The 21,843-nt window shown below is 68.6% G+C and carries 20 protein-coding genes; 6 read left to right on the forward strand and 14 right to left on the reverse strand.

All coding sequences use genetic code 11. The features are described from left to right. Nucleotides 1-102: 102 nt before the first annotated feature. Together J7I98_RS26260 and J7I98_RS26265 are read right to left on the reverse strand one after the other, a co-directional pair. A complete protein-coding gene (locus tag J7I98_RS26260) occupies nucleotides 103-2,022 on the reverse strand; it encodes an ABC transporter ATP-binding protein (RefSeq protein WP_214926701.1) in 1,920 nt (639 codons plus the stop codon). Between the two features lie 98 nt (nucleotides 2,023-2,120). Continuing rightward, on the reverse strand, nucleotides 2,121-2,693 hold the full coding sequence (locus J7I98_RS26265; RefSeq protein WP_214926703.1) for an NAD(P)/FAD-dependent oxidoreductase: 573 nt from the start codon (nucleotides 2,691-2,693) through the stop codon (nucleotides 2,121-2,123). A gap of 118 nt (nucleotides 2,694-2,811) precedes the next feature. Here J7I98_RS26265 and J7I98_RS42640 point away from each other — a divergent pair, with 118 nt between their 5' ends. Next, entirely contained in the window at nucleotides 2,812-3,285 is a 474-nt protein-coding gene (locus J7I98_RS42640; protein WP_308377940.1) for a hypothetical protein, read from the forward strand. A gap of 636 nt (nucleotides 3,286-3,921) precedes the next feature. On the opposite strand, the gene J7I98_RS26275 is transcribed toward J7I98_RS42640, so the two are convergent. Next, a complete protein-coding gene (locus J7I98_RS26275) occupies nucleotides 3,922-4,356 on the reverse strand; it encodes a hypothetical protein (protein WP_214926706.1) in 435 nt (144 codons plus the stop codon). A 91-nt stretch (nucleotides 4,357-4,447) separates the two neighbouring features. Here J7I98_RS26275 and J7I98_RS26280 point away from each other — a divergent pair, with 91 nt between their 5' ends. The 4 genes from J7I98_RS26280 (at nucleotide 4,448) to J7I98_RS26295 (ending at nucleotide 7,437) form a co-directional block, all read left to right on the forward strand. Then, nucleotides 4,448-5,362 (forward strand): IS5 family transposase, encoded by a 915-nt coding sequence (locus J7I98_RS26280; RefSeq protein WP_214926709.1) that lies wholly within the window; start codon nucleotides 4,448-4,450, stop codon nucleotides 5,360-5,362. Nucleotides 5,363-5,575: 213 nt separating this feature from the next. Next, a complete protein-coding gene (locus tag J7I98_RS26285; RefSeq protein WP_214926710.1) occupies nucleotides 5,576-6,124 on the forward strand; it encodes a DUF1062 domain-containing protein in 549 nt (182 codons plus the stop codon). A gap of 477 nt (nucleotides 6,125-6,601) precedes the next feature. Beyond that, entirely contained in the window at nucleotides 6,602-6,856 is a 255-nt protein-coding gene (locus J7I98_RS26290; protein WP_214926717.1) for a DUF397 domain-containing protein, read from the forward strand. Further along, nucleotides 6,853-7,437, forward strand: coding sequence for a DUF6461 domain-containing protein (locus tag J7I98_RS26295; protein WP_214926723.1), 585 nt, complete (start codon nucleotides 6,853-6,855; stop codon nucleotides 7,435-7,437). Before J7I98_RS26290 ends, J7I98_RS26295 begins: the two co-directional genes overlap by 4 nt. 42 nt (nucleotides 7,438-7,479) lie before the next feature. Here J7I98_RS26295 and J7I98_RS26300 read toward each other — a convergent pair whose 3' ends face one another. From J7I98_RS26300 to J7I98_RS26350, 11 genes are all read right to left on the reverse strand, one after another. Then, nucleotides 7,480-8,853: a hypothetical protein gene (locus J7I98_RS26300; protein WP_214926726.1), complete on the reverse strand. Its 1,374-nt coding sequence runs from the start codon at nucleotides 8,851-8,853 to the stop codon at nucleotides 7,480-7,482. Between the two features lie 202 nt (nucleotides 8,854-9,055). Continuing rightward, nucleotides 9,056-9,634 (reverse strand): YdeI family protein, encoded by a 579-nt coding sequence (locus J7I98_RS26305; RefSeq protein ID WP_214926728.1) that lies wholly within the window; start codon nucleotides 9,632-9,634, stop codon nucleotides 9,056-9,058. A gap of 661 nt (nucleotides 9,635-10,295) precedes the next feature. Further along, on the reverse strand, nucleotides 10,296-11,129 hold the full coding sequence (locus tag J7I98_RS26310) for a PaaX family transcriptional regulator C-terminal domain-containing protein (protein WP_214926730.1): 834 nt from the start codon (nucleotides 11,127-11,129) through the stop codon (nucleotides 10,296-10,298). 70 nt (nucleotides 11,130-11,199) lie between these two features. Further along, a complete protein-coding gene (locus tag J7I98_RS26315; RefSeq protein WP_214926884.1) occupies nucleotides 11,200-11,940 on the reverse strand; it encodes an Asp/Glu racemase in 741 nt (246 codons plus the stop codon). A gap of 97 nt (nucleotides 11,941-12,037) precedes the next feature. Continuing rightward, entirely contained in the window at nucleotides 12,038-12,943 is a 906-nt protein-coding gene (locus J7I98_RS26320) for a fumarylacetoacetate hydrolase family protein (protein ID WP_214926737.1), read from the reverse strand. 112 nt (nucleotides 12,944-13,055) lie between these two features. Further along, nucleotides 13,056-14,168 carry a cupin domain-containing protein gene (locus J7I98_RS26325; RefSeq protein ID WP_214926739.1) on the reverse strand — a complete coding sequence of 371 codons (1,113 nt, stop codon included), beginning with the start codon at nucleotides 14,166-14,168 and terminating at the stop codon, nucleotides 13,056-13,058. Continuing rightward, nucleotides 14,165-15,154, reverse strand: a complete 990-nt coding sequence (locus tag J7I98_RS26330) for a carbon-nitrogen hydrolase family protein (protein ID WP_214926741.1) — start codon at nucleotides 15,152-15,154, stop codon at nucleotides 14,165-14,167. The genes J7I98_RS26325 and J7I98_RS26330 overlap by 4 nt, the downstream gene beginning before the upstream one ends. 21 nt (nucleotides 15,155-15,175) lie before the next feature. Further along, nucleotides 15,176-17,623: a bifunctional salicylyl-CoA 5-hydroxylase/oxidoreductase gene (locus tag J7I98_RS26335; RefSeq protein WP_214926743.1), complete on the reverse strand. Its 2,448-nt coding sequence runs from the start codon at nucleotides 17,621-17,623 to the stop codon at nucleotides 15,176-15,178. Between the two features lie 77 nt (nucleotides 17,624-17,700). Continuing rightward, nucleotides 17,701-18,195: a thioesterase family protein gene (locus tag J7I98_RS26340; protein WP_214926745.1), complete on the reverse strand. Its 495-nt coding sequence runs from the start codon at nucleotides 18,193-18,195 to the stop codon at nucleotides 17,701-17,703. A gap of 63 nt (nucleotides 18,196-18,258) precedes the next feature. Next, nucleotides 18,259-19,887, reverse strand: coding sequence for an AMP-binding protein (locus tag J7I98_RS26345; RefSeq protein WP_214926753.1), 1,629 nt, complete (start codon nucleotides 19,885-19,887; stop codon nucleotides 18,259-18,261). A 152-nt stretch (nucleotides 19,888-20,039) separates the two neighbouring features. Further along, on the reverse strand, nucleotides 20,040-20,471 hold the full coding sequence (locus J7I98_RS26350) for an ATP-binding protein (protein ID WP_214926755.1): 432 nt from the start codon (nucleotides 20,469-20,471) through the stop codon (nucleotides 20,040-20,042). Between the two features lie 280 nt (nucleotides 20,472-20,751). On the opposite strand from J7I98_RS26350, the gene J7I98_RS26355 reads away from it, so the two are divergent. Further along, a complete protein-coding gene (locus tag J7I98_RS26355) occupies nucleotides 20,752-21,693 on the forward strand; it encodes an alpha/beta hydrolase (protein ID WP_214926757.1) in 942 nt (313 codons plus the stop codon). The last annotated feature ends 150 nt before the right edge of the window (nucleotides 21,694-21,843 follow it).

Below are 21,843 nucleotides of genomic sequence, written 5' to 3' on the forward strand. Positions count from 1 at the left end.
GGGGTCACGGCTGTGCCTCCCCGGCGCTTCGCGGTTTGCCGCATGCGACGGACGTATCAGCGTGACGCCGCCTGCGGTCGAGGAGTCCGGGAACCGACTCGGTCACGTGGGCCCGGTGCTCGTACGAGCGTGCGACGACGTCCTTCGGCCCCCGTCCGGCGCCGGGTCGGCCGGTCCGGGCAGCCCGCTGGGACCGGCTCCTGGGACCGGGCGTCCGGAGGCCGACTCGGTGCTCTCGCCGAGGAAGCCGCCCGACTGGTGCTGCCACAGCTTGGCGTAGGCACCGTTCGCCGCGAGCAGCTCCTCGTGGGTGCCCTGCTCGACGACGCTTCCGCGGTCGAGGACGACGAGACGGTCCATGCCGGCGACGGTGCTCAGACGGTGGGCGACCACGAGGGCCGTACGTCCGTCCATCAACCGCCACAGGGCGTCCTGGACGAGGAGCTCGCTCTCCGAGTCCAGCGCGCTGGTCGCCTCGTCGAGCAGCAGGATCGGGGCGTCGCGCAGGATGGCCCTGGCGAGGGCGACGCGCTGGCGCTGGCCGCCCGAGAGTTTCACTCCCCGCTCCCCCACCAGAGTGCCGAAGCCGTCGGGGAGTTGGTCGGCGAACTCCGTGACGTGCGCGGCCGCGGCCGCGGCGTGGATCTCCTCGTCGGTGGCGCTGGGCCGGGCGAAGGCGATGTTGTCCCGCAGGCTGCGGTGGAACATGGCGGGTTCCTGCGGGACGTAGGCGATCAGTGAGCGCAGGTCGGTCTGGCGCAGCCGGCTGATGTCCTGACCACCGATCAGGATGCGTCCGTCATCGATGTCCGACATCCGCAGCAGGAGCCGGGTGAGTGTGGTCTTGCCGCCGCCGGACCTGCCGACCAGACCGATCCGTGCGCCTGCGGGCACGTCCAGGTCGAGTGCCTGGAAAATCGGCTTCGCGCCCGCGTGGGCGAAGGTCACCGCCTCGAAGCGGATGCCTGTGTCCCGCGGAGCGAGCGGTTCGGGTTCCGTCGGGTCGAGCACGGTGGGCGGATCCAGCAGCAGCTCCGTGAATTGCGCGGCCTCGGTCATCGAGCTTTCCAGACGCCGGTAGATCTGGTTGAACTCGAACATGATCTGGGTCGCGTTGGAGTAGTAGGTGAAAGCGACGACGACCTCCTCCACTCCCTGGCCCGGGCCACCGAAGGCGATGGCGACCAACAGGCCCAGCACGTTGGTCAGCACGGACATGGGGGCGATCAGGGTGTCGACGCGCAGATTGCCGTAGTCCCACGACCTCAGCGTCAGGCGCCGGGAGTCCGCGACACGGCTGCGGTGTTCGTCGGCCTCCCGCCGCTCGGCCGCGAACGCCCGGATGGTCTCCATGTTCATGAGGCTGTCGGCGACGTGGCCGGAGACCCGGGCGATCGCCGCCTCACGGTCGTTGACGAGCCTCTGCCGGCGACGGATCAGAGGTGTCGCGGCTACCACGGTCAGCACGATCATCACAAGAAGGCCGGCGACAAGCATCGGTTCGTAGCTCCACAGGACCACGGCACCGAACACCAGGGGGACGAGACTGCCCACGATCCGGTACGTCACCGTGTCGACGAAGTCCTCGAAGCGCTTGCCGAAGCTCAGCACCCGTTTGGTCAAGGAGCCGGCGAAGCTGTCGTGGAAGAATGCCGCGTCCTTGGCGAGGAGTTCGTCCATGCCGCTCACGTACAGGTGTTCCATGCCGAGGGCGTCCACGCGGTTCAGGCAGTGCTGCCCGACCCGCCATACGGCCTCGGCGAGCAGCAGCGTCACGCCGACGCCCAGCACGTACGGCAGCGCCGAGCTGAGGGTGAGACCGCCGTCGTCGGCGGCCTGTCCTACCAGTTTGGCGATGAGTAGGGGGGCAACGTAGCGGATGCCGATGTTGCCCACGGCCGGCAGCAGCAGCGCGGGCAGGGCCAGTCGTCGTAGTCGCAGCAGTTCCCGGCCGTAGCGGCGCAGTGCCAGAACGACCGCGCTCCTGCCCGGCGTCGGCCCTCGTGTATCTGTTGTCCCCATCACACTCCCGGAGGTTCGGAAGTCGGAAGTGTCCCGTCAGGGGAGGTCCTCAGTCCAGGCATTTACCGCGGACTGGCGAGAACCGGACACCGCTGCGTTCAGCGTACGCAGCGGACGTATCCAGTGGTGAGCTTGCGGTAGGAGGAGCGGCCCGAGGCGTCCACCACGAGGTCCGCGGCGATCTCGTCCTCGCCGTCGCCGTCCTTGACGCGCACCCCCGTGACCTTCCCAGGCGTGGCCGTGCGCAGACCGGTGACGGTCAGTTCGCCCCGTAGGGTGACGGGCTCCAGCGCCGTCACCCGTTGGCGGAGAACATGCTCCAGGAGAGGACGGGAGAAAGTCTGGATCGGCATGCCCATCGGTGTAGGCGGTGGGGTGCCGTTGGGCAGCACGGCACACAGTCCTTCGCCCCAGTCCCACACCGGCGCACCGGCCTGTTCCAGCTCGGCCCGCAGCCCGGGGAAGTACCCCTCGAACACCTCGGCACCGAGGGCCAGAAGGCCATGGACATGGTGTCCCTGCGGCACCCCGGCCCTGGGTGCGGACGCACTCGGAAGCGCGTCGCGTTCGATGACGGTGACGACCTCGCAACTGTCGGCCAGGACACGGGCGGCGGCAAGACCCGCCATGCCCGCCCCAATCACCACCGCGTGCCGGACGTCCGTATCCATGAGCATGCCGCTCCTCCCTCTACGGGCCGAACCCCGCTGTTCCCGGACCCTTCCCTGCCCCGATGGGCCGACAGGTATTTCCGAAAGGTGTAACCACTGAGCACGTTCCGTAATCAGGGTGATATTGCCCCGAGTCGGCTGGTGGCTCGGCCCGGCCGTCGGCCTGGTCGTCGGCCTGGTCGTCGCGGCCACCGAGATGCTCCTGGTGCTCTCGCAGCACCGAGCCGGAACCGCAATGACGATCTCCTCGCCGCCGTCCCTGCCGTCCGGACCGGCGCCCTCGTCGGATGCACTCACCCCGGACACCGCGCCCCAGGGCCTGAGCGCGCGGCGGCGCTGGACCCGATCGACGTGGTCCTCGACCTGTTCCCCGCCCTCGGCCGGGACGACGCCGGTACGGGCCACGGCGATGGCGGTCCGGGAGTACGGCACGGTGGTGCTGATGGTGGCGTCGGCATGCTCGGCGACCCCGACCTCGCCTGCCGTATCCGTGGATCATGCGCAACAGCATCACCGTCCGCGGCCAGCGGATGTACCCCCCGATGCGGGCGCCCGGCTCGTCCGACTGGTCCGCTCCGGCGACGCCCAGTAGCCCGCCGCACGCAGAAGCCCCGCCGGGGGCATGGGGGGCGCATTCCGGCGGGGCTTCTCGTCTCATGCGCTCTGACACAGATCTCACCGACGGTGCGGACTCCCCCGGACCATGCGGGCCCTGACCCGGCCTTAAGCTCCCATCCTGGATCGGCTGGACACCCCTGGACGGTCCCTACGACCTGTGCCAGGTGGGACCGCCACAGCTCAAGGACAAAGGCCAGCGCCTTGTGTGGCCGGTCTCGCTGTCCGCGGCCGGATGCAGTTGACGTCGGAACCGTGGGCTCCTCCAGGACGGCATGGGTGTCCGTGCCGATGGAGTGGGCATCAGCGGTTCCCCGCGCCAGTACAGAAGCCCGACCTGCAGGCAATACGCACCACAAGCCCTCACGCAGCGGCCCGCCAACTCAGTGCGTTCCTTATGCGTGCCACGACATGGTTGCGTCCTGCTTCGACCGCTTCATGGCGCCAAGCGGCGGCCAACCAGGAGTGACGTTCTTCGAAGCCGGCCACCAAGCAGCGCAGGAGGCGAAGGTCCGTTCAAGCAATGACCCGGTCCGGGGAACAGCATCGATCATGATCCGGACCATTCCCCCAGACTCAAGGACGGTCCGAGGCGCTGGAGGCAGCGAGATCGCTACCGGTCGCGCAGTAGCCAGACCAGCCGCTCACCGAGATGATGACGCCACAGCCAGAGCGGCAACTCCCGGTGAGCCACGAACGACCACAGATCGTCGTCTGCCTCGTTGCCGCGCGGACAGGCACGCAGAAGTTCCAGACAACGCCGATCCACCGTGTGATGCTGCCGCGCGACGTGCGCCAGCGCGACGACCCCCTGCCGCCGCACCTCCTGGTCCTGCGACTCCAGCGCCCTGGCCACAACAGGCAACACCGCTTTCGGATCGGGGTGGTTGAGCACCAGAGCGATCACAGCCACTCCAACGAGCCCCTCGCCCCGCTCGAACGCCGCATCTACCTGCTCCGGCTGATCGACCCATCTCAGCGTCGAGCTGTGCAGCCAGTCCACACGACCGGTCTCAGACCCACCAGAAGCGAGCTCATCACGATTCACCCGCTGACCGTATCGACTCGGCCCAGCGACCTTCCGAGTCGTCGCGACCCTTGTCCGTGACCCGATCACTAGGGCCTGTCCGGCGGATCATGTGACTGGTTCGGGCCGGGGTCGTTGCGCCCGTCGTGGGACGGGAGATCTGACGAACGACGAGTGGTCCCGGCTGAAACCACATTTGCCCAAGACGGGCCAGCGGGGCGGGTGTTGGAAGAGCCACCGCAGGGTGACCCACGGGATCCTCTTCCGGAAGCGGACCGGAGTGCCATGGCGGGATCTGCCTGCACGTTTCGGCAAGTGGAAGACCGTCTACGAACGACACAGACGCTGGTCGGCGAACGGCACGTGGGACAAGATCCTGCGGGCCGTCCAAGCCGACGCCGACGCGGCAGGCCGCATCGACTGGTCCATGGCGAGCGTGGATTCCACCTCCTGTCCCGCCCACCAACATGCCGCCGGAGCACGCAAGAAACCGCCGCGAGTGCCGGGAAGAAGAAACACGCCCCGACAGCACCGTCCCGACGAGGGACTCGGACGCTCCCAGGGCGGACTGACCTGCAAGATCCATCTGGCCGGTGAAGGTGGGCGTCGCCCGCTGTCATTCGCGATCACACCAGGGCAGTGGGGCGACGCACCGCAGCTCATTCCAGTCATGGAAGGCATCCGCGTCGCCCGCCTGGGCGGCGGGCATCCGCGCACCCGCCCCGATCACCTCGGCGGCGACAAGGCGTACAGCTCCCGCCGTAACCGCCGCTACCCGCGCAGACGCCACATCAAGCACACCATCCCCGAGCCGAAGGACCAGCGGGCCAACCGCAAGCGCCGGGGCAGCAAAGGTGGTCGGCCCGCCGGCTTCGACAAGACGATCTACAGGCGTAGGAGCGAGGTCGAGCGGACGATCAACAGGCTCAAGACCTTCCGGGCCGTGGCCACGAGGGACGACAAGCGGGCCTACGTCTTCCACGGCACCGTCACCGTCTCCGCGATCCGGCTATGGCTCCGTCCATGATCCGCCGGACAGAACCTGGCGGTGAGGCGCTCGAAAACCAGTGGAGCAGCGCCGCTGTGCGCCATTACCGTGCTGCCGAACCAAGTCGTCTGGGCAAGGACGTGCCGTTGTACACCCTGTGAGACCTCCCGAGCGCTGAATCGTCACGCGTCGCGCATGCGCGCGCCGCGCTCCTTTTTGCTGCGGACTTCTCACTGAAACCGGTGTACTTCTGTGCTCGAAAACTGGGTGGTCGTGCCCACCTGCCTGCCGCTCGTTCTCCGTCGTTGTCACGCGTGCGCGTCCGAGCGCTTCCGGGCAAGCGGTAAATTTCGCGTCAACGCAAACCACAAGCTCATCGACGCCTGGCTCCTCGCGCTCTGTACCGCTTGCGGGGAAACTGCAAAGCTCACGGTCCTGGAGCGGATGAATGTGCGCTCCGTACGACCTGAGCTGCTGGACCGGCTGCATGACAACGACCCTGGCCTGACAGCTGAGCTGCTCCAGGATCCGGTCGTGCGGCGCCGTAATCGCATCGCCCTCGACTGGGACAACGCCTGGCGCCTCGACACCGGCGGATCGGATCACCTGGACCGCGAGGTGATCGACGTCTCGGTCCGCTTTGCGGCGCGGATCCCTGTCCGGCCGGTGCGACTGATCGCTGAAGGTTGCGGTCTTTCGCGGGCCAAGGTCGAGAGACTGATCACGGAGGGGAAACTCGTTTCGGCAGTCCGCCTGAGCGGCAAGCTCTCCGGCGACTTCACCTTCACGCTCAAGCGCTGAGCCCTCCTCGGGACCAGGGGCCTGTCCGGCAAGATCCGCCGGACAGGCCCTAGGACTCCGGGGCCAAGCACGGCGGACTCTCGGCGATTCATGCAGCCGGTCCAGCAGCTCAGCTCGTACCGAGCGCACATTCATGCTGCGTCCACGTAGTTGCCGGCCTGGTTCCGGAACAGCCGACCGTCAGGCGCCACGCCGAACCGTTCGATGTGTGTAAGGAGGATGCGCACGAACTGCGGCGGAATGGGAACGGACCGGGTCGCGGTAGCCGCGCGGCGCTTGAGCGAGTGCACCTCGTGCACCGTTGGCTCCCAAGGGGCACAGCCACCAGGTCGGTTACACCGAGGTACAGGGGCACCCTCGACTGATCACTGATGCCCCCGAGGTCCGGCTGCTCGCTGAGCGCTATGGGATCATGCGTGTGGCGGCTAACACGCCACGCAAGTCCTTGGAGCTGATCGAAGGGAAGCTGGGGAAGCGATGAACTCCGCTGAGGAACTCGCCCGGTTCAAGTCGAGCTACAGCGGCGGCTCGGGCGGCGACCGCCTCGAAGTCGCCTATGACTGGAAGAAGTCGACGTACAGCAGCGGCAAAAGCGGCGAATGCGTGGAGATCTCCACGTGCCTCTGCGAGTCCCACGACGTCCACATCCGCGACTCCAAGAACCCCCACGTCCCCCACCTGACCGTCACCCCGGCCGCCTGGTCGCACTTCCTCACGCACACCGCACGATGACCAATCCGCTGGCCTGGATCGGCGAGATGCACATGGCGCACAGCTTGACCCTGGTCCAGGGCCTGACCGGCCGCGATGTGCTCGTACGCATCGGTGGTGAGCCGGAGAGCATCCGGCAGCCGGACGACGCGGACGAGGTCGGGGCGTTGCGCGACGAGGCGCTGGAGAACTACTGGGACTTCGGCGCGCTGCACGGCGGCGTCGCCGGGGAGTGGGCCTTCGCCTTCGAGCCGGCGAGCACCTGGGCCTTCGACGACGAGCGTCTCGCGGCCGCATCGCGCGGCACCCGGCTGATCGGCTGCTACAACGGCGACTCGCTGGGCTTCGTCGAGCACTGGGTGGACGGAAAGCTGATCACCAAGTTCGACACACGGCAGCCCGAACTCCGGCACGAGCAGCCGGGCGAGGACCCCGACCGGCTCGTACCGGAGATGGGCCGGGCAGGCTTCCTCGACCCGGAGAGCACGCTGTCTCCGAACCTGCGCGCCCTGGCGCTGCTGCACGACTGCACCGGGGTCGCGCTGAGCCCGCATCAGGTCACCTTCGGCCTGATGGCCAGGCTTCCGGCGTACGACGAGTGAGGCGGGGCCGGCCGTGCACCGCCCCGCCCCGCACGCCCGGAATCAGCCGACGCTGATCCAGAACTTCTCGCCGTCGATGACCCGTTGCTTCTGGTAGAAGCCGCTCAGGGAGCCACCGACCGAGCCGTTCTGCCGGTTGGGCACGTGCCCGATGGTGCACTCACTGGTGGGGGTCACGTTGTTGACGTAGTAGATGGTCCACTGGCCCTTGCGGCTACCGCTGGTCTCCTTGTGGGGGCGGATCTCCGCGCAGTCCTTGCCCGCAAGCTTCCGCTGCCCGCCGCTCTGCCGCGTCTTGGCGAACGGGTACTCGTCGCAGCTGTCGTCGGGGACCTGCGGGTCGGCCTTGAACGTGCCGTCGTGGCAGATCTTGTTGCGGTTGGCGTCCGACTTGTCCTCGTCGGCAAGCCGGGTCAGCGGCTTGCCCCTGCCCTGCCAGCCCCAGTGGCCCTTGAGGTTCCGCATCGACCAGGCGACATTGGCCTGTCCGGCGTTCCTCAGCGGCAGTTTCATCGTGGGCACCGCCTGGGGGAACACACAGCCGACGTTCTTGCCGCTCGGATACCGGGAGTCACCGAAGGTCCGGTCGCACCTGATCTTCATGGGCGGCGCGAACCAGGCCGGGGAGATGAGGACTTGGCCAGCGCCGAGGATGGTCACGGTGTTCTTCGCGCGGAAGCTCTGGACCGGGACGCCCCCCTTCCACACATGGCTGGTGGCGCCGTCGAGGACCCGGCCCTTACCGATCGGCACCGACCCCGACCACGCGTTGTCGGCCGCGCACGCGCCGCCCGAGCAAGCGGTCTTCCACGACGCCCGCAGCCCCTTCGCCGAGCCCGATGCGGCGTCGAGCCGCAGCGTGTTCTCGGTGTGCCACAGCCCCTCCTTGATGGAGGTCTTGCCGTTGTGCTCCTTGGGATCGAGCTGGATCTCCTGCGTCGCCGTGAACACGGCCCTGCCGGTCGTCCGCTTCGTCTTGATGTCGATCACAGTGTACGTGAGCGACACCCGGCCGCAGGCGTCCGTGCGCGTATAGAACCAGCGGCCCGGCTGGGCCCGGCACTGCCGGCCCGCCAGCGACGCGATCTCGGAGGCCGCCTTCACCTCGGGCTCGGGCAGCTTCGCGCTGTCCCAGCAGCCAATGCTGTCGAGCCCCTTCTTCAGGAACCCTTCGAGCGCCGCCTTGACCTTCTTGCAGCCCTGCTCGAACTCGAACTTGACTGCGCCGCCCTCCTGGGCCTTCGGCGCCGTACCGGCGGCCTGGACGACCTGCCCGCTGCCGGCCTTCGCCCCGGCGTCCTGCGCGCCCTTGTCGTCCTTCCCGCCGCCATCGGGCCCGCAGGCCACGGCACCGGCCAGTACGGCGACGGACAGCGCCGTCGCCAGCACCGGCCGTACGGCCTTCCCGACCAACATCCCCGAGGACTTCCTTACAGCCGATCTCACGGCTCCTCCTCATCATGATCATGCCAAAGAAGTGATCATGATGCCACGCCCACTGTCACACCTAGGCTCGGCCCCGTCCGCGCAAGGCGGACCGGGAGTAAGCCGGGGTCAACTACCCCCCAGCCCCGGACGTTCCCGGAGGACAGACGTCGCCGAGGCCGCGATGACCGGCTTATCCCGGCCTTTCACCGCTCACCAGCATGTGCAGCGCTCTTTCGAGCCGAACCTGCCTGGACTCCGGTGTGAGCGCCTGGAGCAACGGAAGGATCACCAGGTAACGGCCGGTCTTGTCGAGCGCCTCGAACGTCTTCTTGGCCTCGGGGTTCGCATCGAGCGCCGCCGCGAGGTCGGCCGGTACCGTCGCCGTCTTCTGGGACTCGTAGGCCCGCGCCCATCGCCCGTCCTCCTGCGCCCTGCGCACCTCGGCCAGCCCGGGCTCGCGCATACGCCCCGTGGCCGTCAGCATCGCAACCTTGTCCACATTCACCTGCGACCACAGGCTCTTGGGGCGACGTGGCACGTACTTCTGCAGGTAGTACGCGTCGTCGAATGACCGCCGCTGCCCGGAGATCCAGCCGTAGCACAGCCCGATGTCGACCAGCTCGTCGCTGGTGACCGTCGGAATGCCGGACTTCTTCTTGGCCATCTTGATCCACACACCCTCGTGGCGCGTGTAATGCTCGGCCAGCCAGCTCTCGAACGCCTCGGCATCCGCGAAAACGATGATCTCCACCCCGTCGATCTCATCCATGCGACTCAGGCTATCGGCCTCCTGGCCGGCGCCACCGGTGCGCCGGTACGTCAGTGGCTCGCCCTCCCTGACGGAAGGTGGCGTGCGCGCGAGTCGCAGCACCCCTTCGTCGAGGACGCCGCCGAGCTCTGCGTATGGGGCATGAAGACCCTGCAGCCGGAGCGGTTCCTGTGGATCGACGAATCCGGCGTCGCCGCTCATGTGGGCTCGCAGACGGCCCCACGGGGCGAAGCGCGCAAGCACCACCTGTGAATTCCGCCCTCCACCGGCTGGAGTTCCCTGCATCCGCGCGCGCAACAGCTCCTCGGCGACGTCCTCCTGCTGCTCAATCTCCCTGAGCAGGGCGACTGGCCCAATGAGCGGCTCCTGCGTCTTCAGCAGACGGTACGGCCGGACTTGCCGCCGTGCCTCACCCGGGACCGCGGCCCGCTCGACCCCGGTCGTACTGTCGTCCGTACGGCCGCCTCGCAGGCGGGCTCCAACTGCCGGGACGACTGCGCCTTCGAAACTGTGCCCGTACCCGCCGAAGGGCCTGGACAGCCACCGGGTCGAGCTGAGCGAGGCGTTCTGCCGGGCGCAGTCCACCCAGTTGTCGCGATCCCTCTTCCATTCGGGTGGCAGCGCCGCACGGTGACCGGCCCCGGTGCAGGGGGCCTGGTGGCTACGGTTCGCGGACCTCTAGGCCGGTCACGTTCTGTACGTGTCGCAGGCTCGGTTCGGCGAGTACGTGATGCAGCTCCTGGAACACCTGGCGCGCGGCAACCGCGTTCCAGTCCCCCGGCAGTAGTTCGGTGGGCAGGCCGGGGTCGAGATACGGAAGGCGGCGCCACTGCGTCAGCATCGGCACGTAGTGGCGGAATGCCTCGGTGGTGTCGAGGTCGCCCTGCCGCGACAGCCGCTCGGCGACCGGACCGTACGCGTCGGTGAACTCGGCGTACTGCGCCTGGATCGCCGGGAAGTCCCACCAGGTACTGACAGTGGAGCGCAGGTCGCTGAACGCGGCGTAGTCGGCGGCGAACAGGTGCACGTAGTCGCTGAGTCCGAGGCGGACGAGCATGCTGCGGGCATCGTCGAGAAGGCGACCGGGTGCCAGCCACACTCCGGGGGCCATGTTCCCGAAACCGAGCCAGGTGAGCCGGGTGCGCAGCTGGTAGCGGTAGGAGCGCTCGGACTCCGGCACCGAGAAGACGGCCATCGCCCAGCCGTCGGTCAGGTCCGCGGGCTCCAGGCTGCCGAAGATGCGCCGGTCGCCCTCGTCGAAGACGGGGTAGACGGCCGGGCTGAGCCGGTAGCCGGTGGCTCCCCGTCGCTCGGGCTCCAGGATCCCCTTCTTCTTCAGCCGTGACATCGCGGAACGCACCGCCTGGCTGTCCACGTCCAGTTCGGACATCAGCGTGATCAAGTCGGCGATGGAGATCCATCCGCCGAGGCGGCGCAGGAACGCTCCATAGACTGTATTGATCAATGAACTGGGCCGGGTGGGGCTGTCCGACATGATCGCCTTCCGTCGTGTGCGGTGGCGATCCTATCCAGCAGCCGTGCGGCGCCGCGTGGTCGGCTGCTGCTCATCCCGTGCTTGCCGCCTGCCGGGCCAGGGGCGCCTCGGCGTACGCACCGGACAGCAGGTGGCCTGCTCCGGGGGCGACGGCCGGGAGGTCGAGTGCGCGCAGCATCTGATGCGCGGTGCACACCGCCGCGGACACCACGGGCTTGCCCAGGAGTTGCTCGGCTTCCTCGACGGCGCCCAGGGACGGCATCTGTACGCAGGCGGAGAGCACGACCGCGTCGGCGTCGGCGTGGTCCAGGGCGCGTGCGAGTCCGGGCAGTTCGGCGGGGTCGTGCGCAGCGACGTCGAGATTGTTGGGGATCTCCAGTGCCCGGTAGTCGAGCACCTCGATCCCCTCGTGGGTGAGGTACTCGACGACGGTCCTGGTGAGGGGCCGCATGTACGGGGCGATCAGGGCGATCTTCTTCGCGCCGAGGGTGTGGAGCCCGTGGACCAGGGCGCCGGCGCTGGTGACGACCGGCGCGGGTGCCTTGTTCTCGACGGTACGGCGGTGGAGGCGCTCCTCGGATGTGCGGTGGTAGCCCAGGCCCATGCTCATGATGGCGACGAGGCAAGCGTAGCCGAGTACGTCGACATGGGCATCGGAGAGCTCGACGGCGCAGCGGTCGGAGTCTGCGTCCATCGCCTTGAGCTGCTCGGGTGTCACGTGGGTCATGCGCATGCGGCTGGAGTGGAAGGTGAAGCGTTCGGGCGCGACGGTGTGCCGGGCACGCAGGATGGCCGGTACTTCGGTCTCCATGGTGACGTTGGAACTAGGCACGATCTGGCCGATGCGATACGTGCGGTGTGACACAGGGGCTCCTTGATACGGGGATACGGGCCGATGCCGAGTCGGTTCAGCGGGCGTCGATCACGGGGTTGGTGAGCGTGCCGATGCCCTCGACGGTGGCTTCGACCGTGTCGCCGGGGACGAGAAACTCCGGCGGGACCATGCCGGCGCCGACGCCCGAGGGAGAGCCGGTGGCGATGACGTCGCCGGGCTCCAGGGCCACGCCGGAGCTGATGTCGGCGATGAGGCGGGCAATGGGGAAGAGCATGTGGCGGGTGTTGGACTTCTGCTTGGTCACCCCGTTGACGCGCAGCGAGAGATCCAGGGCCATGGGGTCGGGCACATCGTCCGTGGTGACGACGCACGGGCCGAAGGGGGCGTACGAATCCTGGCCCTTGGAGAAGAACCACTGGCCGGAGCGCCGCTGGTCACGGGCGCTGATGTCGTTGACGATGCTGTAGCCGAAGACGTACTCGAAGGCGTCCTCCTCGCTCACGCGGAAGGCGGTGCGTCCGATGACGACGGCGAGTTCGCATTCCCAGTCCAACTGGCTGGTCAGGTCGGCGTTGTGCAGGATCGGCTGCCCGGGGCCGGTGACTGCCGTTGCCGGTTTGCTGAACAGGACCGGACGGGTGGGCAGTTCCTTGTCCGTGTCCAGGCTGCGGCTGGACTCCTCGACATGCTCGACGTAGTTGAGGCCGACTCCGACGATCTTGCCGGGGCGCAGCGGGGCGCGGAGAGAGACGTCGTCGATCCGGTGGACGGCCTCGGCCGGCCATCCGGTGGGGTCGCCGTCGATCAGCTGCCGCGCAGCGTCCCGAGCTGCGCTGCCGGCCCGGATGAACGAGAGCAAGTCCGCGGGAAGTTGTACGCCGGCCCGGTCGGCCAGGGTGGCCAGGTCGAGCACGTGGTCCTCGATCCGGGCGCCGAGGCGGTCGGTCGTGTCGTCGAGCGTGTAGGTCACCAGTCGCATCGGTGGCTCCTCGTGGGCGCGGTGGAAGAGGGCAGTGGAGGTGGTGCGGGGTCGATGCGCCGCCGTACCGGTACCGGTGTCAGGGCCGGCGGTTCCGGTACGGCGGCGCGGTTCAGGCGGTGGGCTGGTGCCCGCCGTTGTCTGCGTAGGCCTCTTCGCGGTAGAAGCCGAGCGAGTGCATGACCGGGAAATCGTTGAAGGAGAACAGGCAGGCATCCTCGGACTGGTCGAGGTTGCGATGCTCGTGCCAGGCCCAGGAGGGCACGCAGAAGATGTCGCCCCGCTTCCACTCGAAGCGCTGTCCGGCGATCACCGAGACGCCCTGCCCCTTGGCCGCGGTGTAGATGACCGAGCCGGTGTGGCGGTGGGCGCGGGTGGCCTGGCCGGGTCGCAGGAGCTGCATGTGGGCGCCCATGGTGGGCATGACCGAGCCGCCGGTGACGGGGTTGGTGTACTCCGCGATCACACCGTCGTACGGGGATCCCTCCGTGGCCGTGGCCAGGTTGCGCAGGGCCTCGTAGGTCTGCTCCCACGGGAAGGCCAGCAGTGGCGAGTACGGCCGGGTCCACTTGTCCACGCCGTACGGCAGAAGGTTCGCGCCGTAGGTGAGGACCGACGCATTGATGACCTTGCCAGGTGTCTGGTACAGGTCGGGGTGGACCTCGTAGAAGCCGGCGTCCAGGGCGTTGACCAGGGGAATGTCGAGCCCGTCCTGCCAGATGACGGGCGCGTCGGCCGAGTCGTTGCCGTGCTCGTGCCAGGTGCCGTTGGGTGTGATGGCGAAGTCGCCGGCGCCCACCTTGAGCTTCTGTCCGTCCACGACGGTCCACGCGCCGGTGCCTTCGTGGACGAAGCGCAGGGCGGCTGCCTGGTGGCGGTGGGCGGTCATGGCCTCCCCGGGGCCCATGATCTGCAGCCCGGTGTAGAGGAGTCCGGCGGCGGCGCTGACGTCCTTGCGGCCGGGGTTGACGAGCATGACGACACGTCGGCCCGCGTCGTCGGCCTTGACCAGGTCGAGCGCCTTGTGGACCAGCGGACGCAGTTCGTCGTAGCGCCACAGGACGGGGACGGACTTGGGCTGCGGGTACCAGGGCTCGATGTCGTTGGCGACGGTCCACAGCGCACCGGCCTCCAGTTCGGCGAGTTCGCCGTAGTAGGCGGTCAGTTCGGGGGTGTCGGACACACGCGCCCGTCCCAGCATGGTGTCGTCGTTCTCGGTGGTCATGCTTCCTCCTTCGTGGGCGGCGCGTCGGTCGGGAAGGTCACCGGGGTGCGCGGCCGGGTGTCGACGTGGAGCTGGAAGATGTCGAAGCGGTTGTAGTGGCCGACGATGTCGTGCATCTGCTTGGGCTGGATGCACTTGGCCAGGTCGATTTCGGCGTACACGATGCCGTCGTCGTCGATGAGCGGTTCGGTGACGGGGCGGCCGTCCGGGCCGAAGATCCCGGAGAGTGCGCTGCGGGGCCGGGCGAGCATGCGCCGTACGTCCTCGTCGTCCCCCGCGATGGTGTCCACGATCTCCGGGGAGATCGTCGAACAGGACACGACGGAGAAGACCTTGCCCTCGAAACTGTGGGCGGCGGTACGGACCGCGATGGCATCGGCCATGTCGTAGTCCTCGGGAGCGACAGGCAATGCGATGTAGCAGGACGCGTGGACGAGCTCGCCCTGTGCGAGGAGGGTGAAGCGGGCAAGTGTGTTCGTGTTCTCGCCGCAGGCGAGCGCGCCGAGCGGCCCGATGGGGGTGGGATGGACCTTCAGGGAGCTCCCGTCACCTCCGGTCCAGGTGAGCTTCTCGGCCCACGTGGGCACCAACTTGCGGTGTACGCCCAGCAGTTCGCCGTCCGGGCCGATAATGAGCAGGGTGTTGTAGAGGACACCGAGACTGTGCGGGCCCCGCTCGTTCACACCGATGACGAGGACGACGCCGTACTGGCGTGCCGCGGCGCGCAGTGCGTCCACGTGCGGGCCGGGGACGTCGATCGATGAGCGGTAGAGGCGTTCGTACCAGGGTGAGCCCTGGACCGGGTTCATGGTCCAGTTCCAGTACGGGTAGCCGGGGACGAACGCTTCGGGGAAGACGACGAGTTCGGCGCCGTTGGCCGATGCCTCGTGGATGAGTGCGACGGCCTTTTCGACGGTTGCTGCGGCGTCCAGATAGACGGGGGACGCCTGGACGGCAGCGGCGGTGAAGCGAGGCAGGTTCTCCATCGGATCTCCGGTTCCTCCAGGTCAGTGGACGGTTGCCGACGCGGATGGGGTGGCAGGTCCGGCAGCAAGTGCCGTGGCGTCGGTGTGCGGCTGCCAACGCTGGTGGACGGGGGCGGAAGGTTCGCGGAGCAGCTGGAGGCGGGGTGGGACGCGGTCGCTGCGGGCGCCGGGGGGCCGTTTGCTGCCTGCCTTCCAGGACGGAGGCCAGGGGGCGCCGGGTCCCGTGTAGTTCTGTGCCGCCGCGGCGTGCAGGGTCCACAGCGGGTCGTGGAGCTGGGCGCGGCCGACGGCGCACAGGTCCGCCCGGCCGGCGAGGATGATCGAGTTGACGTCGTCGTAGCTGGAGATCGCACCGACGGCGATGGTGGGAATGCTCGTGGCGTTGCGCACCAGATCGGCGTAGGGCGTCTGATAGCTGCGCCCGTACCGGGGCCGCTCGTGGGCGACGACCTCACCGGTGGAGATGTCCACGGCGTCCGCTCCCGCTTCGGCCAGGGCCCGCGAGATGGCGACCGCGTCCGCTTCGCTCGTGCCCCCCTCGGCCCAGTCGGCCGCGGAGATGCGGACGATCAGTGCCTTGCCGGCGGGCCAGACGGCACGTACCGCCCGTAGGACGTCGAGCGGGAAACGCAGTCGGCCCGCGAGAGTTCCACCGTAGGAGTCGGTGCGCCGGTTGGTCAGTGGCGAGAGGAAGCCGGATATCAAGTGGCCGTGGCCATACTGCAGTTCAAGGGCATCGAATCCGGCGCGATGGGCGCGCTCGGCCGCGGAGACGAAGTCGTGGGCGATGCGGTCCATGTCCGCGCGGGTGGCTTCGCGCGGGACCGTACTGGCCTGGTCCCAGGCGACGGCCGAGCAGGCGACCAGTGGCCATCCGCCCTCGCCCAGGGGGGTGCTTGTGCCGTCCGGGCGGGGTGTGGTGGTGGCCGCGCGGCGGCCCGCGTGGGTGAGCTGGATGCCCAGGCAGGCATCCGACTGGCGGTGGACGAAGTCGGTGATCCGTCGCCATGAGGCCTCTTGTTCGTCGGTGTACAGACCGGGGCATCCGGGTGTGGCACGCCCCTCGGGGCTCACCGCCGTCATTCCGGCGAATACGAGGCCGGAGCCGCCCAGGGCCCGGGTGCTCAGATGGACGAGGTCGAAGTCCCCGGGGACGCCGTCGCGTGCGGTGTACAACGCGGTCGGCGGCACGACGACGCGGTTGTACAGACGCAGGCCGCCCAGCTGGAAGGGGCGGAACATCGGCGGAACAGCGGAGACCGTGGGATGGCTGGAGCCGGTGGAGTCGGCGGCGGACGCGACCCGGGCGTGCTCCGCCGTGTGCCAGGAGTCGACGGCGGTGGTGAACTCCTCGTCCCGTACCCGCAGATTGTCGTAGGTGACGCGGCGGCTGCGGGTCAGCAGGTTGAACGCGAACTGGTGAGGGTCCTGCCCCGTATAGCGGTCGATGTTCTCGAACCACTCCAGGCTGGCCTGGGCGGCGCGCTGGGTGGATTCCACGACCGGCCTGCGCTCCGCTTCGTACGCGGCGAGCGCCGTGGGCACGTCGGGGTGTTCATGCAGGCAGGCGACCAGGGCCAGTGAGTCCTCCATGGCGAGCTTGGTGCCGGAGCCGATGGAGAAGTGGGCGGTGTGGGCGGCGTCCCCGAGCAGCACCACATTGCCGTGGCGCCAGGTCCGGTTGCGTACGGTCGTGAAGCGGATCCACTTGGAATTGTTGGGGATCAGGCGGTGTCCGTCGAGGTGCGGGGCGAGCAGCTCCTCGCACAGCCGGATGCTGTCCTCGTCACTTGCGCCGGCGGGGTGGTCCCGGGCGGCGTACTTTTCGAAGCCCGCGCGACGCCAGGCATCCTCGTCGATCTCGACGATAAAGGTGCTGCGGGTGGTGTCGAACGGATAGGCGTGCACCTGCAGGGTGCCGAAGTCGTGTTCGTCGACGATGAAGGTGAAGGCCTCGAAGACCTTGTCCGTCCCGAGCCACATGTAGCGGCAGTGCCGCTCGTCGAGATCCGGTCCGAACGTGCCGGCGTACGCCTCGCGCGTGGCCGACCGCACTCCGTCGCAGGCGACCACCAGGTCGTACGCGTCGGTGAGTTCACCCACCGGCGGTGCCTGGGTGCGGTATCGGACGTCCACATCCAGGGCAGCGCACCGCTGTTGAAGGATCTGGAGCAGCCGCTTGCGCCCCAGCGCGGCGAACCCGTGTCCGCCGGAGGTGAGCAGACGGCCCTTGTAACGGACGTCGATGTCGCTCCAGCGGGCGAAGTCCGCGGACATCGCTTCGAAGATCTCCGGGTCGGCCTGCGCAATGCCGTCGAGCGTCTCGTCGGAGAACACGACCCCGAATCCGAAGGTGTCGTCCGCCGCGTTGCGCTCCCAGACGGTGACGTCCCATCGCGGGGAGAGCTGCTTGGCCAGGGCCGCGAAGTACAGCCCGCCGGGCCCTCCTCCGATGACTGCTACGCGCACGGCGTCCTCCTCTGTGGTTCCAGGAACAAGATATGCCGTAAATTCTACGACCGTCAAGATTTCGAGATATGGCAGGGTCAGCCGCTGGTGAGGAGCTCGGGCTCCTGTGGACCCGCCTTGGTGAGGACCTCGCGTACGTCGTCGGGCCAGGGCGCGGATCCGGTGGCGCGGGCGGCCGCGTGCGCGATGACCATGCGCCCGGTGGCGGCAGCCCCCTCCTCACCCTCGCCCCGGACCGTGAAGGCGTAATGGAGGGAGCTGGCCCCCACCTTGGTGACGCGAAGCTCGGTGCGGACGGTCTCGCCGAACCACAGCCGCGCGCGGTAATCGGCCTCGAACCGGACGCGGGGGGTGCTGCCGAAGAGATGGGCCAGCCCCAGGCGCCGCAGCAGGACAGCCTCTGCCGACTCGACCCAGCGCACCACGGTGGAGTGGTGGTAGTGCCCGGCCGCATCGGTGTCGATCCACTCGACGCGGCGCTCGATGACGACGCTGGGCAGGTTCCGCGGCGCGGGGACCTCCGCGCGGCCGTCCGCCGGGGAAGCAGCCGGCTGCGGGGTGGAAATGTCCATGGTGGTGCCTTTCGTGGGGCGAGGGAGCAGTGACAAGTGCGGAAGTACGGGCAGGTCGGCGTATTAACCGGCCGTCGTCCGGGCTCGTTTGCGCAGTTCGCTGCGCTGGAGCTTTCCGTTGCTGGTGCGCGGCAGTTCAGTGACGAACTCGACAGCGCGCGGGTACTTGTACGGCGCGATGCTCTGCTTGACGTGGTTCTGCAGCTCCTTGACGGTCACGTCGTCGGCGGCCGCGCCGGGCCTCAGGACCACGTACGCCTTGACGACCATTCCGCGCCGGTCGTCCGGTGCGCCCACGACGGCGCACTCCTCGACATGGGGGTGGGACGCCAGTGCCTTCTCGACCTCGGGACCGGCGATGTTGTAGCCGGAGGAGACGATCATGTCGTCACTGCGGGCCACGTACCAGAAGTAGCCCTCGGCGTCGCGTATATACGTGTCACCGGTGAGGTTCCAGCCGTCCCTGACGTACGTCGTCTGGCGGGGGTCCGACAGATAGCGGCAGCCCGTGGGACCGGTGACGGCAAGGAGACCGGGCTGCCCGTCGGGCACGGGATCGCCTTCCCCGTTCACCACCACCGCCCGGTAGCCGGGGACGGGCCTGCCCGTGGATCCGGGGCGTATGCCGTCGTCGGCCGCGGAGATGAACACATGGAGCATCTCGGTGGCGCCGATGCCGTCGATGATGCGCAGTCCGGTGGCAGCACGGAACTCCTCCCACACAGCCGCCGGCAGCGCTTCTCCGGCGGATACGCACCGGCGCAGTCCCGCGAGTCGGTCCACCACTCCGGCGGCCATGATCGCGCGGTAGGCGGTGGGGGCGGTGAACAGCACAGTGACGCCGTGTTCCGCCACGAGGTCGGCCAGTTGGCGCGGGGCGGCCTGCTCGATGAGCAGGGTCGCAGCACCCACATGCAGCGGGAAGACCACCAGTCCGCCGAGGCCGAAAGTGAAGGCCAGGGGTGGTGTGCCGGTGAACACATCGTCCTGCTGAGGCTTGAGGACATGACGCGAGAACGTGTCCGCGTTGGCCAGCACGTCCCGGTGGAAGTGCATCGTCGCCTTGGGCCGCCCCGTCGTGCCGGAGGTGAAGGCGATCAGTGCCACATCGTCGGCGGCCGTGTCGACGGTGGTGAACTCGCCGTCCTTGGCCGCACTGCGCCGGGTCAGGTCGTGCTCGCCGGGGCCGCCGTACGCGATCACCGCGAGACCGGGCGTGTCGGCGGCGTCGAGTTCGTCGAGATAGCGGTGGTCGCACACGGCGACCGTGGGCCGGCTGATGTCGTGCAGTTCCGCGATCTCGGCGGAACGCAGCAGCGGCATGGTCGTGACGACGACTCCGCCGGCCTTGAGCACCCCGAACCAGGTGGCGACGAGCCACGGGTTGTTCGGGCCGCGCAGCAGGACGCGGTTTCCGGGGAGCAGGCCGAAGTCCTCGGTGAGCACCTGGGCCACCTGGTTGGCGCGGCGCAGGAGTTCTCCGTAGGACCAGCGACCGGAGGAGGGGGTCAGCAGACAGGGGCGGTCGGCTCCCCAGCGCGTGACGGCGTCGTCGAGCAGTCGCTGGGCGCAGTTGAGCCGGGCCGGGTATTGCAACTCCGGCAGGTCGAAGTGGAGTTCGGGCCAGAGAGGGAATGGCGGGAGCCGATCACGGCAGAAGGGATCGGCGTGCGCGGAAGGGGACAGCTCCATGGGGCGGCACCTCAATCTCGGGGCAGCGGGGAGAGTGGAGCAAGTATCTCGATAATCTGACGACCGTCAATAGTCCGCCACATCGAGATCTGGACCGACGCCACCCGGAGAGCCGGCAAGGTGCATCGGCGACCGCCGAGCAAAAGGCCTGCTCAGGAGGCAGGGATACGCACCCGGACCGCCTTGCCGCGACCACACGGCAGCGCAGCGAGCTCGCCGCACATCTCGGCAACCAGCAGATGGACGATCATCAGTCCGCGGCCGCCCTCCGCATCGGGATCAACTTCCGCCCCGGCGCACGGCAGGGCCGGATCACCGTCGGCGACTTCGAGCTGCAGCCATCCGCCACCGAACGTCACGGTGACGCGCAGGCGATCGGTGACGGCGCCGGCGTACTGGACGGCATTGGTGACAAGTTCACTGACGACCAACAGCAGGGCGTCGGCGACGGCGGGGGATATGCGCCAGCCTTCAAGAACGGCCCGCACGCAGGTCCGGATGCGCGGAACGGTGGCGACGGTCGGCTTCGGGGCCCAGTGGACAGAGGACCGGACAGGGACTGGTCGAGCAGTGGCGGTGACCATGACGGACTCCGGAGGGAAGGCGACGACGCCGACGGAGACAGCTCGTGTAATCAGCGAAAGAAGCGGGCTTGGCAAGTGCCTGCAGTCGGCCTGCTGAAGTGTCGCGGGAGCGTTTGTTACACGTGTAACATCCTAGGCGCCCCCTCGGGCAAGCACAAGGCATTTCGGACAAACATCCCGAGGCCCTCAAAAACCCCGCGGCGCGCGTACGGCCCCCTCAGCGGCACCGTCCCGTGGTCAATGTGGCCCATGTGGTCAATCTGATTGGAAAGAGGCGGACATGACTCAATCCCTTCCGGCCGAGCTCGACACAGGGTGGCCGCCGCCCCCCTACCTCGCTCCAGTTCCTCCCGTGGTGGGCGAAGACGGCATCCGCCGCTTCCACGGGGTCACCTATGCGACCACTCCCGGATACCGGCCCCGCCTGCTCGACGTGCACATGCCCGCGGGCGACGGACCGGTGCCGGCCGTCATATGGATCCACGGCGGGGGCTGGCTGGAGGGCGACCGGCGCTATCCTCCGCCCACCGTTCCGGTCGAGCTGCTGCACGGTTCCGTACTCGGGGCCGGTCTCGCGCTCATCAGCATCGACTACCGGCACAGCCTGGAGGCTCCGTTCCCGGCGCAGCTGCACGATGTGAAGGCGGCGATCCGCTACGTCCGGCGGTTCGCCGACACCTTCGGCATCGACACGAGCCGTATCGGCGTCTGGGGCGAGTCGGCCGGCGGCCACCTGGCCGCGCTCGCCGGGCTCGCCCGCCCCGACAGCCCGAACGGCGAGGCCCTGGAGGGCAGTACAGGAGTGCTCGACGAGCCCAGCGACGTCCGGGCCGTCGTCGACTGGTACGGGGTTTCCGAACTGAACTCACTGCTCGCGCATCCCATGCCGCCGCCCCTGGCCGGTACGGAGTACCCCAATCCGTTCAGCGCGCTACTGGGTGGATCCACCGACCAGTGGCCGGAGCTGGCACGCGCCGCCAGCCCCGTCACGTACGCGCAGAACGGCCCGACTCCCCCGCCGTTCCTCCTCGTCCACGGAACGCAGGACGCCCTCGTGCCCTACAGCCAGAGCGAGGTGCTCGCCGATGCGCTCAAGAGCGCCGGCGGTGACGTCACCCTCCAGCCCGTGGACGGCGCGGATCACATCTTCCTCGGCGCCGCCGACGTCACACCGATCGTCACCGCGAGCGCGGCCTTCCTCGCCCGCCATCTGACCGGCTGAGGACCGGCTCAGGACCGGCTCAGGACCGGCTCAGGACCGGCTCAGGACCGGCTCAGGCTGACAGGAGCTCACCGCAGAGGTGCTTGGCGCAGAGGCACCTGGCACATCTCAGGCGCGAGAGAGCGACCTCTCCCGCGCCTGAGGCCAGGC

The organism is Streptomyces sp. ISL-98 (assembly GCF_018614055.1).
Lineage (GTDB): Bacteria > Actinomycetota > Actinomycetes > Streptomycetales > Streptomycetaceae > Streptomyces > Streptomyces spiramyceticus.

Coding starts and splice junctions, on each gene's coding strand:
- J7I98_RS26260 (WP_214926701.1), bottom strand. CDS start 2,022: ATGGGGACAACAGATACACGAGGGCCGACGCCGGGCAGGAGCGCGGTC.
- J7I98_RS26265 (WP_214926703.1), bottom strand. CDS start 2,693: ATGGATACGGACGTCCGGCACGCGGTGGTGATTGGGGCGGGCATGGCG.
- J7I98_RS26290 (WP_214926717.1), top strand. CDS start 6,602: ATGAACTCCGCTGAGGAACTCGCCCGGTTCAAGTCGAGCTACAGCGGC.
- J7I98_RS26295 (WP_214926723.1), top strand. CDS start 6,853: ATGACCAATCCGCTGGCCTGGATCGGCGAGATGCACATGGCGCACAGC.
- J7I98_RS26300 (WP_214926726.1), bottom strand. CDS start 8,853: ATGTTGGTCGGGAAGGCCGTACGGCCGGTGCTGGCGACGGCGCTGTCC.
- J7I98_RS26305 (WP_214926728.1), bottom strand. CDS start 9,634: ATGGATGAGATCGACGGGGTGGAGATCATCGTTTTCGCGGATGCCGAG.
- J7I98_RS26310 (WP_214926730.1), bottom strand. CDS start 11,129: ATGTCGGACAGCCCCACCCGGCCCAGTTCATTGATCAATACAGTCTAT.
- J7I98_RS26315 (WP_214926884.1), bottom strand. CDS start 11,940: ATGGAGACCGAAGTACCGGCCATCCTGCGTGCCCGGCACACCGTCGCG.
- J7I98_RS26320 (WP_214926737.1), bottom strand. CDS start 12,943: ATGCGACTGGTGACCTACACGCTCGACGACACGACCGACCGCCTCGGC.
- J7I98_RS26325 (WP_214926739.1), bottom strand. CDS start 14,168: ATGACCACCGAGAACGACGACACCATGCTGGGACGGGCGCGTGTGTCC.
- J7I98_RS26330 (WP_214926741.1), bottom strand. CDS start 15,154: ATGGAGAACCTGCCTCGCTTCACCGCCGCTGCCGTCCAGGCGTCCCCC.
- J7I98_RS26340 (WP_214926745.1), bottom strand. CDS start 18,195: ATGGACATTTCCACCCCGCAGCCGGCTGCTTCCCCGGCGGACGGCCGC.
- J7I98_RS26345 (WP_214926753.1), bottom strand. CDS start 19,887: ATGGAGCTGTCCCCTTCCGCGCACGCCGATCCCTTCTGCCGTGATCGG.
- J7I98_RS26350 (WP_214926755.1), bottom strand. CDS start 20,471: ATGGTCACCGCCACTGCTCGACCAGTCCCTGTCCGGTCCTCTGTCCAC.
- J7I98_RS26355 (WP_214926757.1), top strand. CDS start 20,752: ATGACTCAATCCCTTCCGGCCGAGCTCGACACAGGGTGGCCGCCGCCC.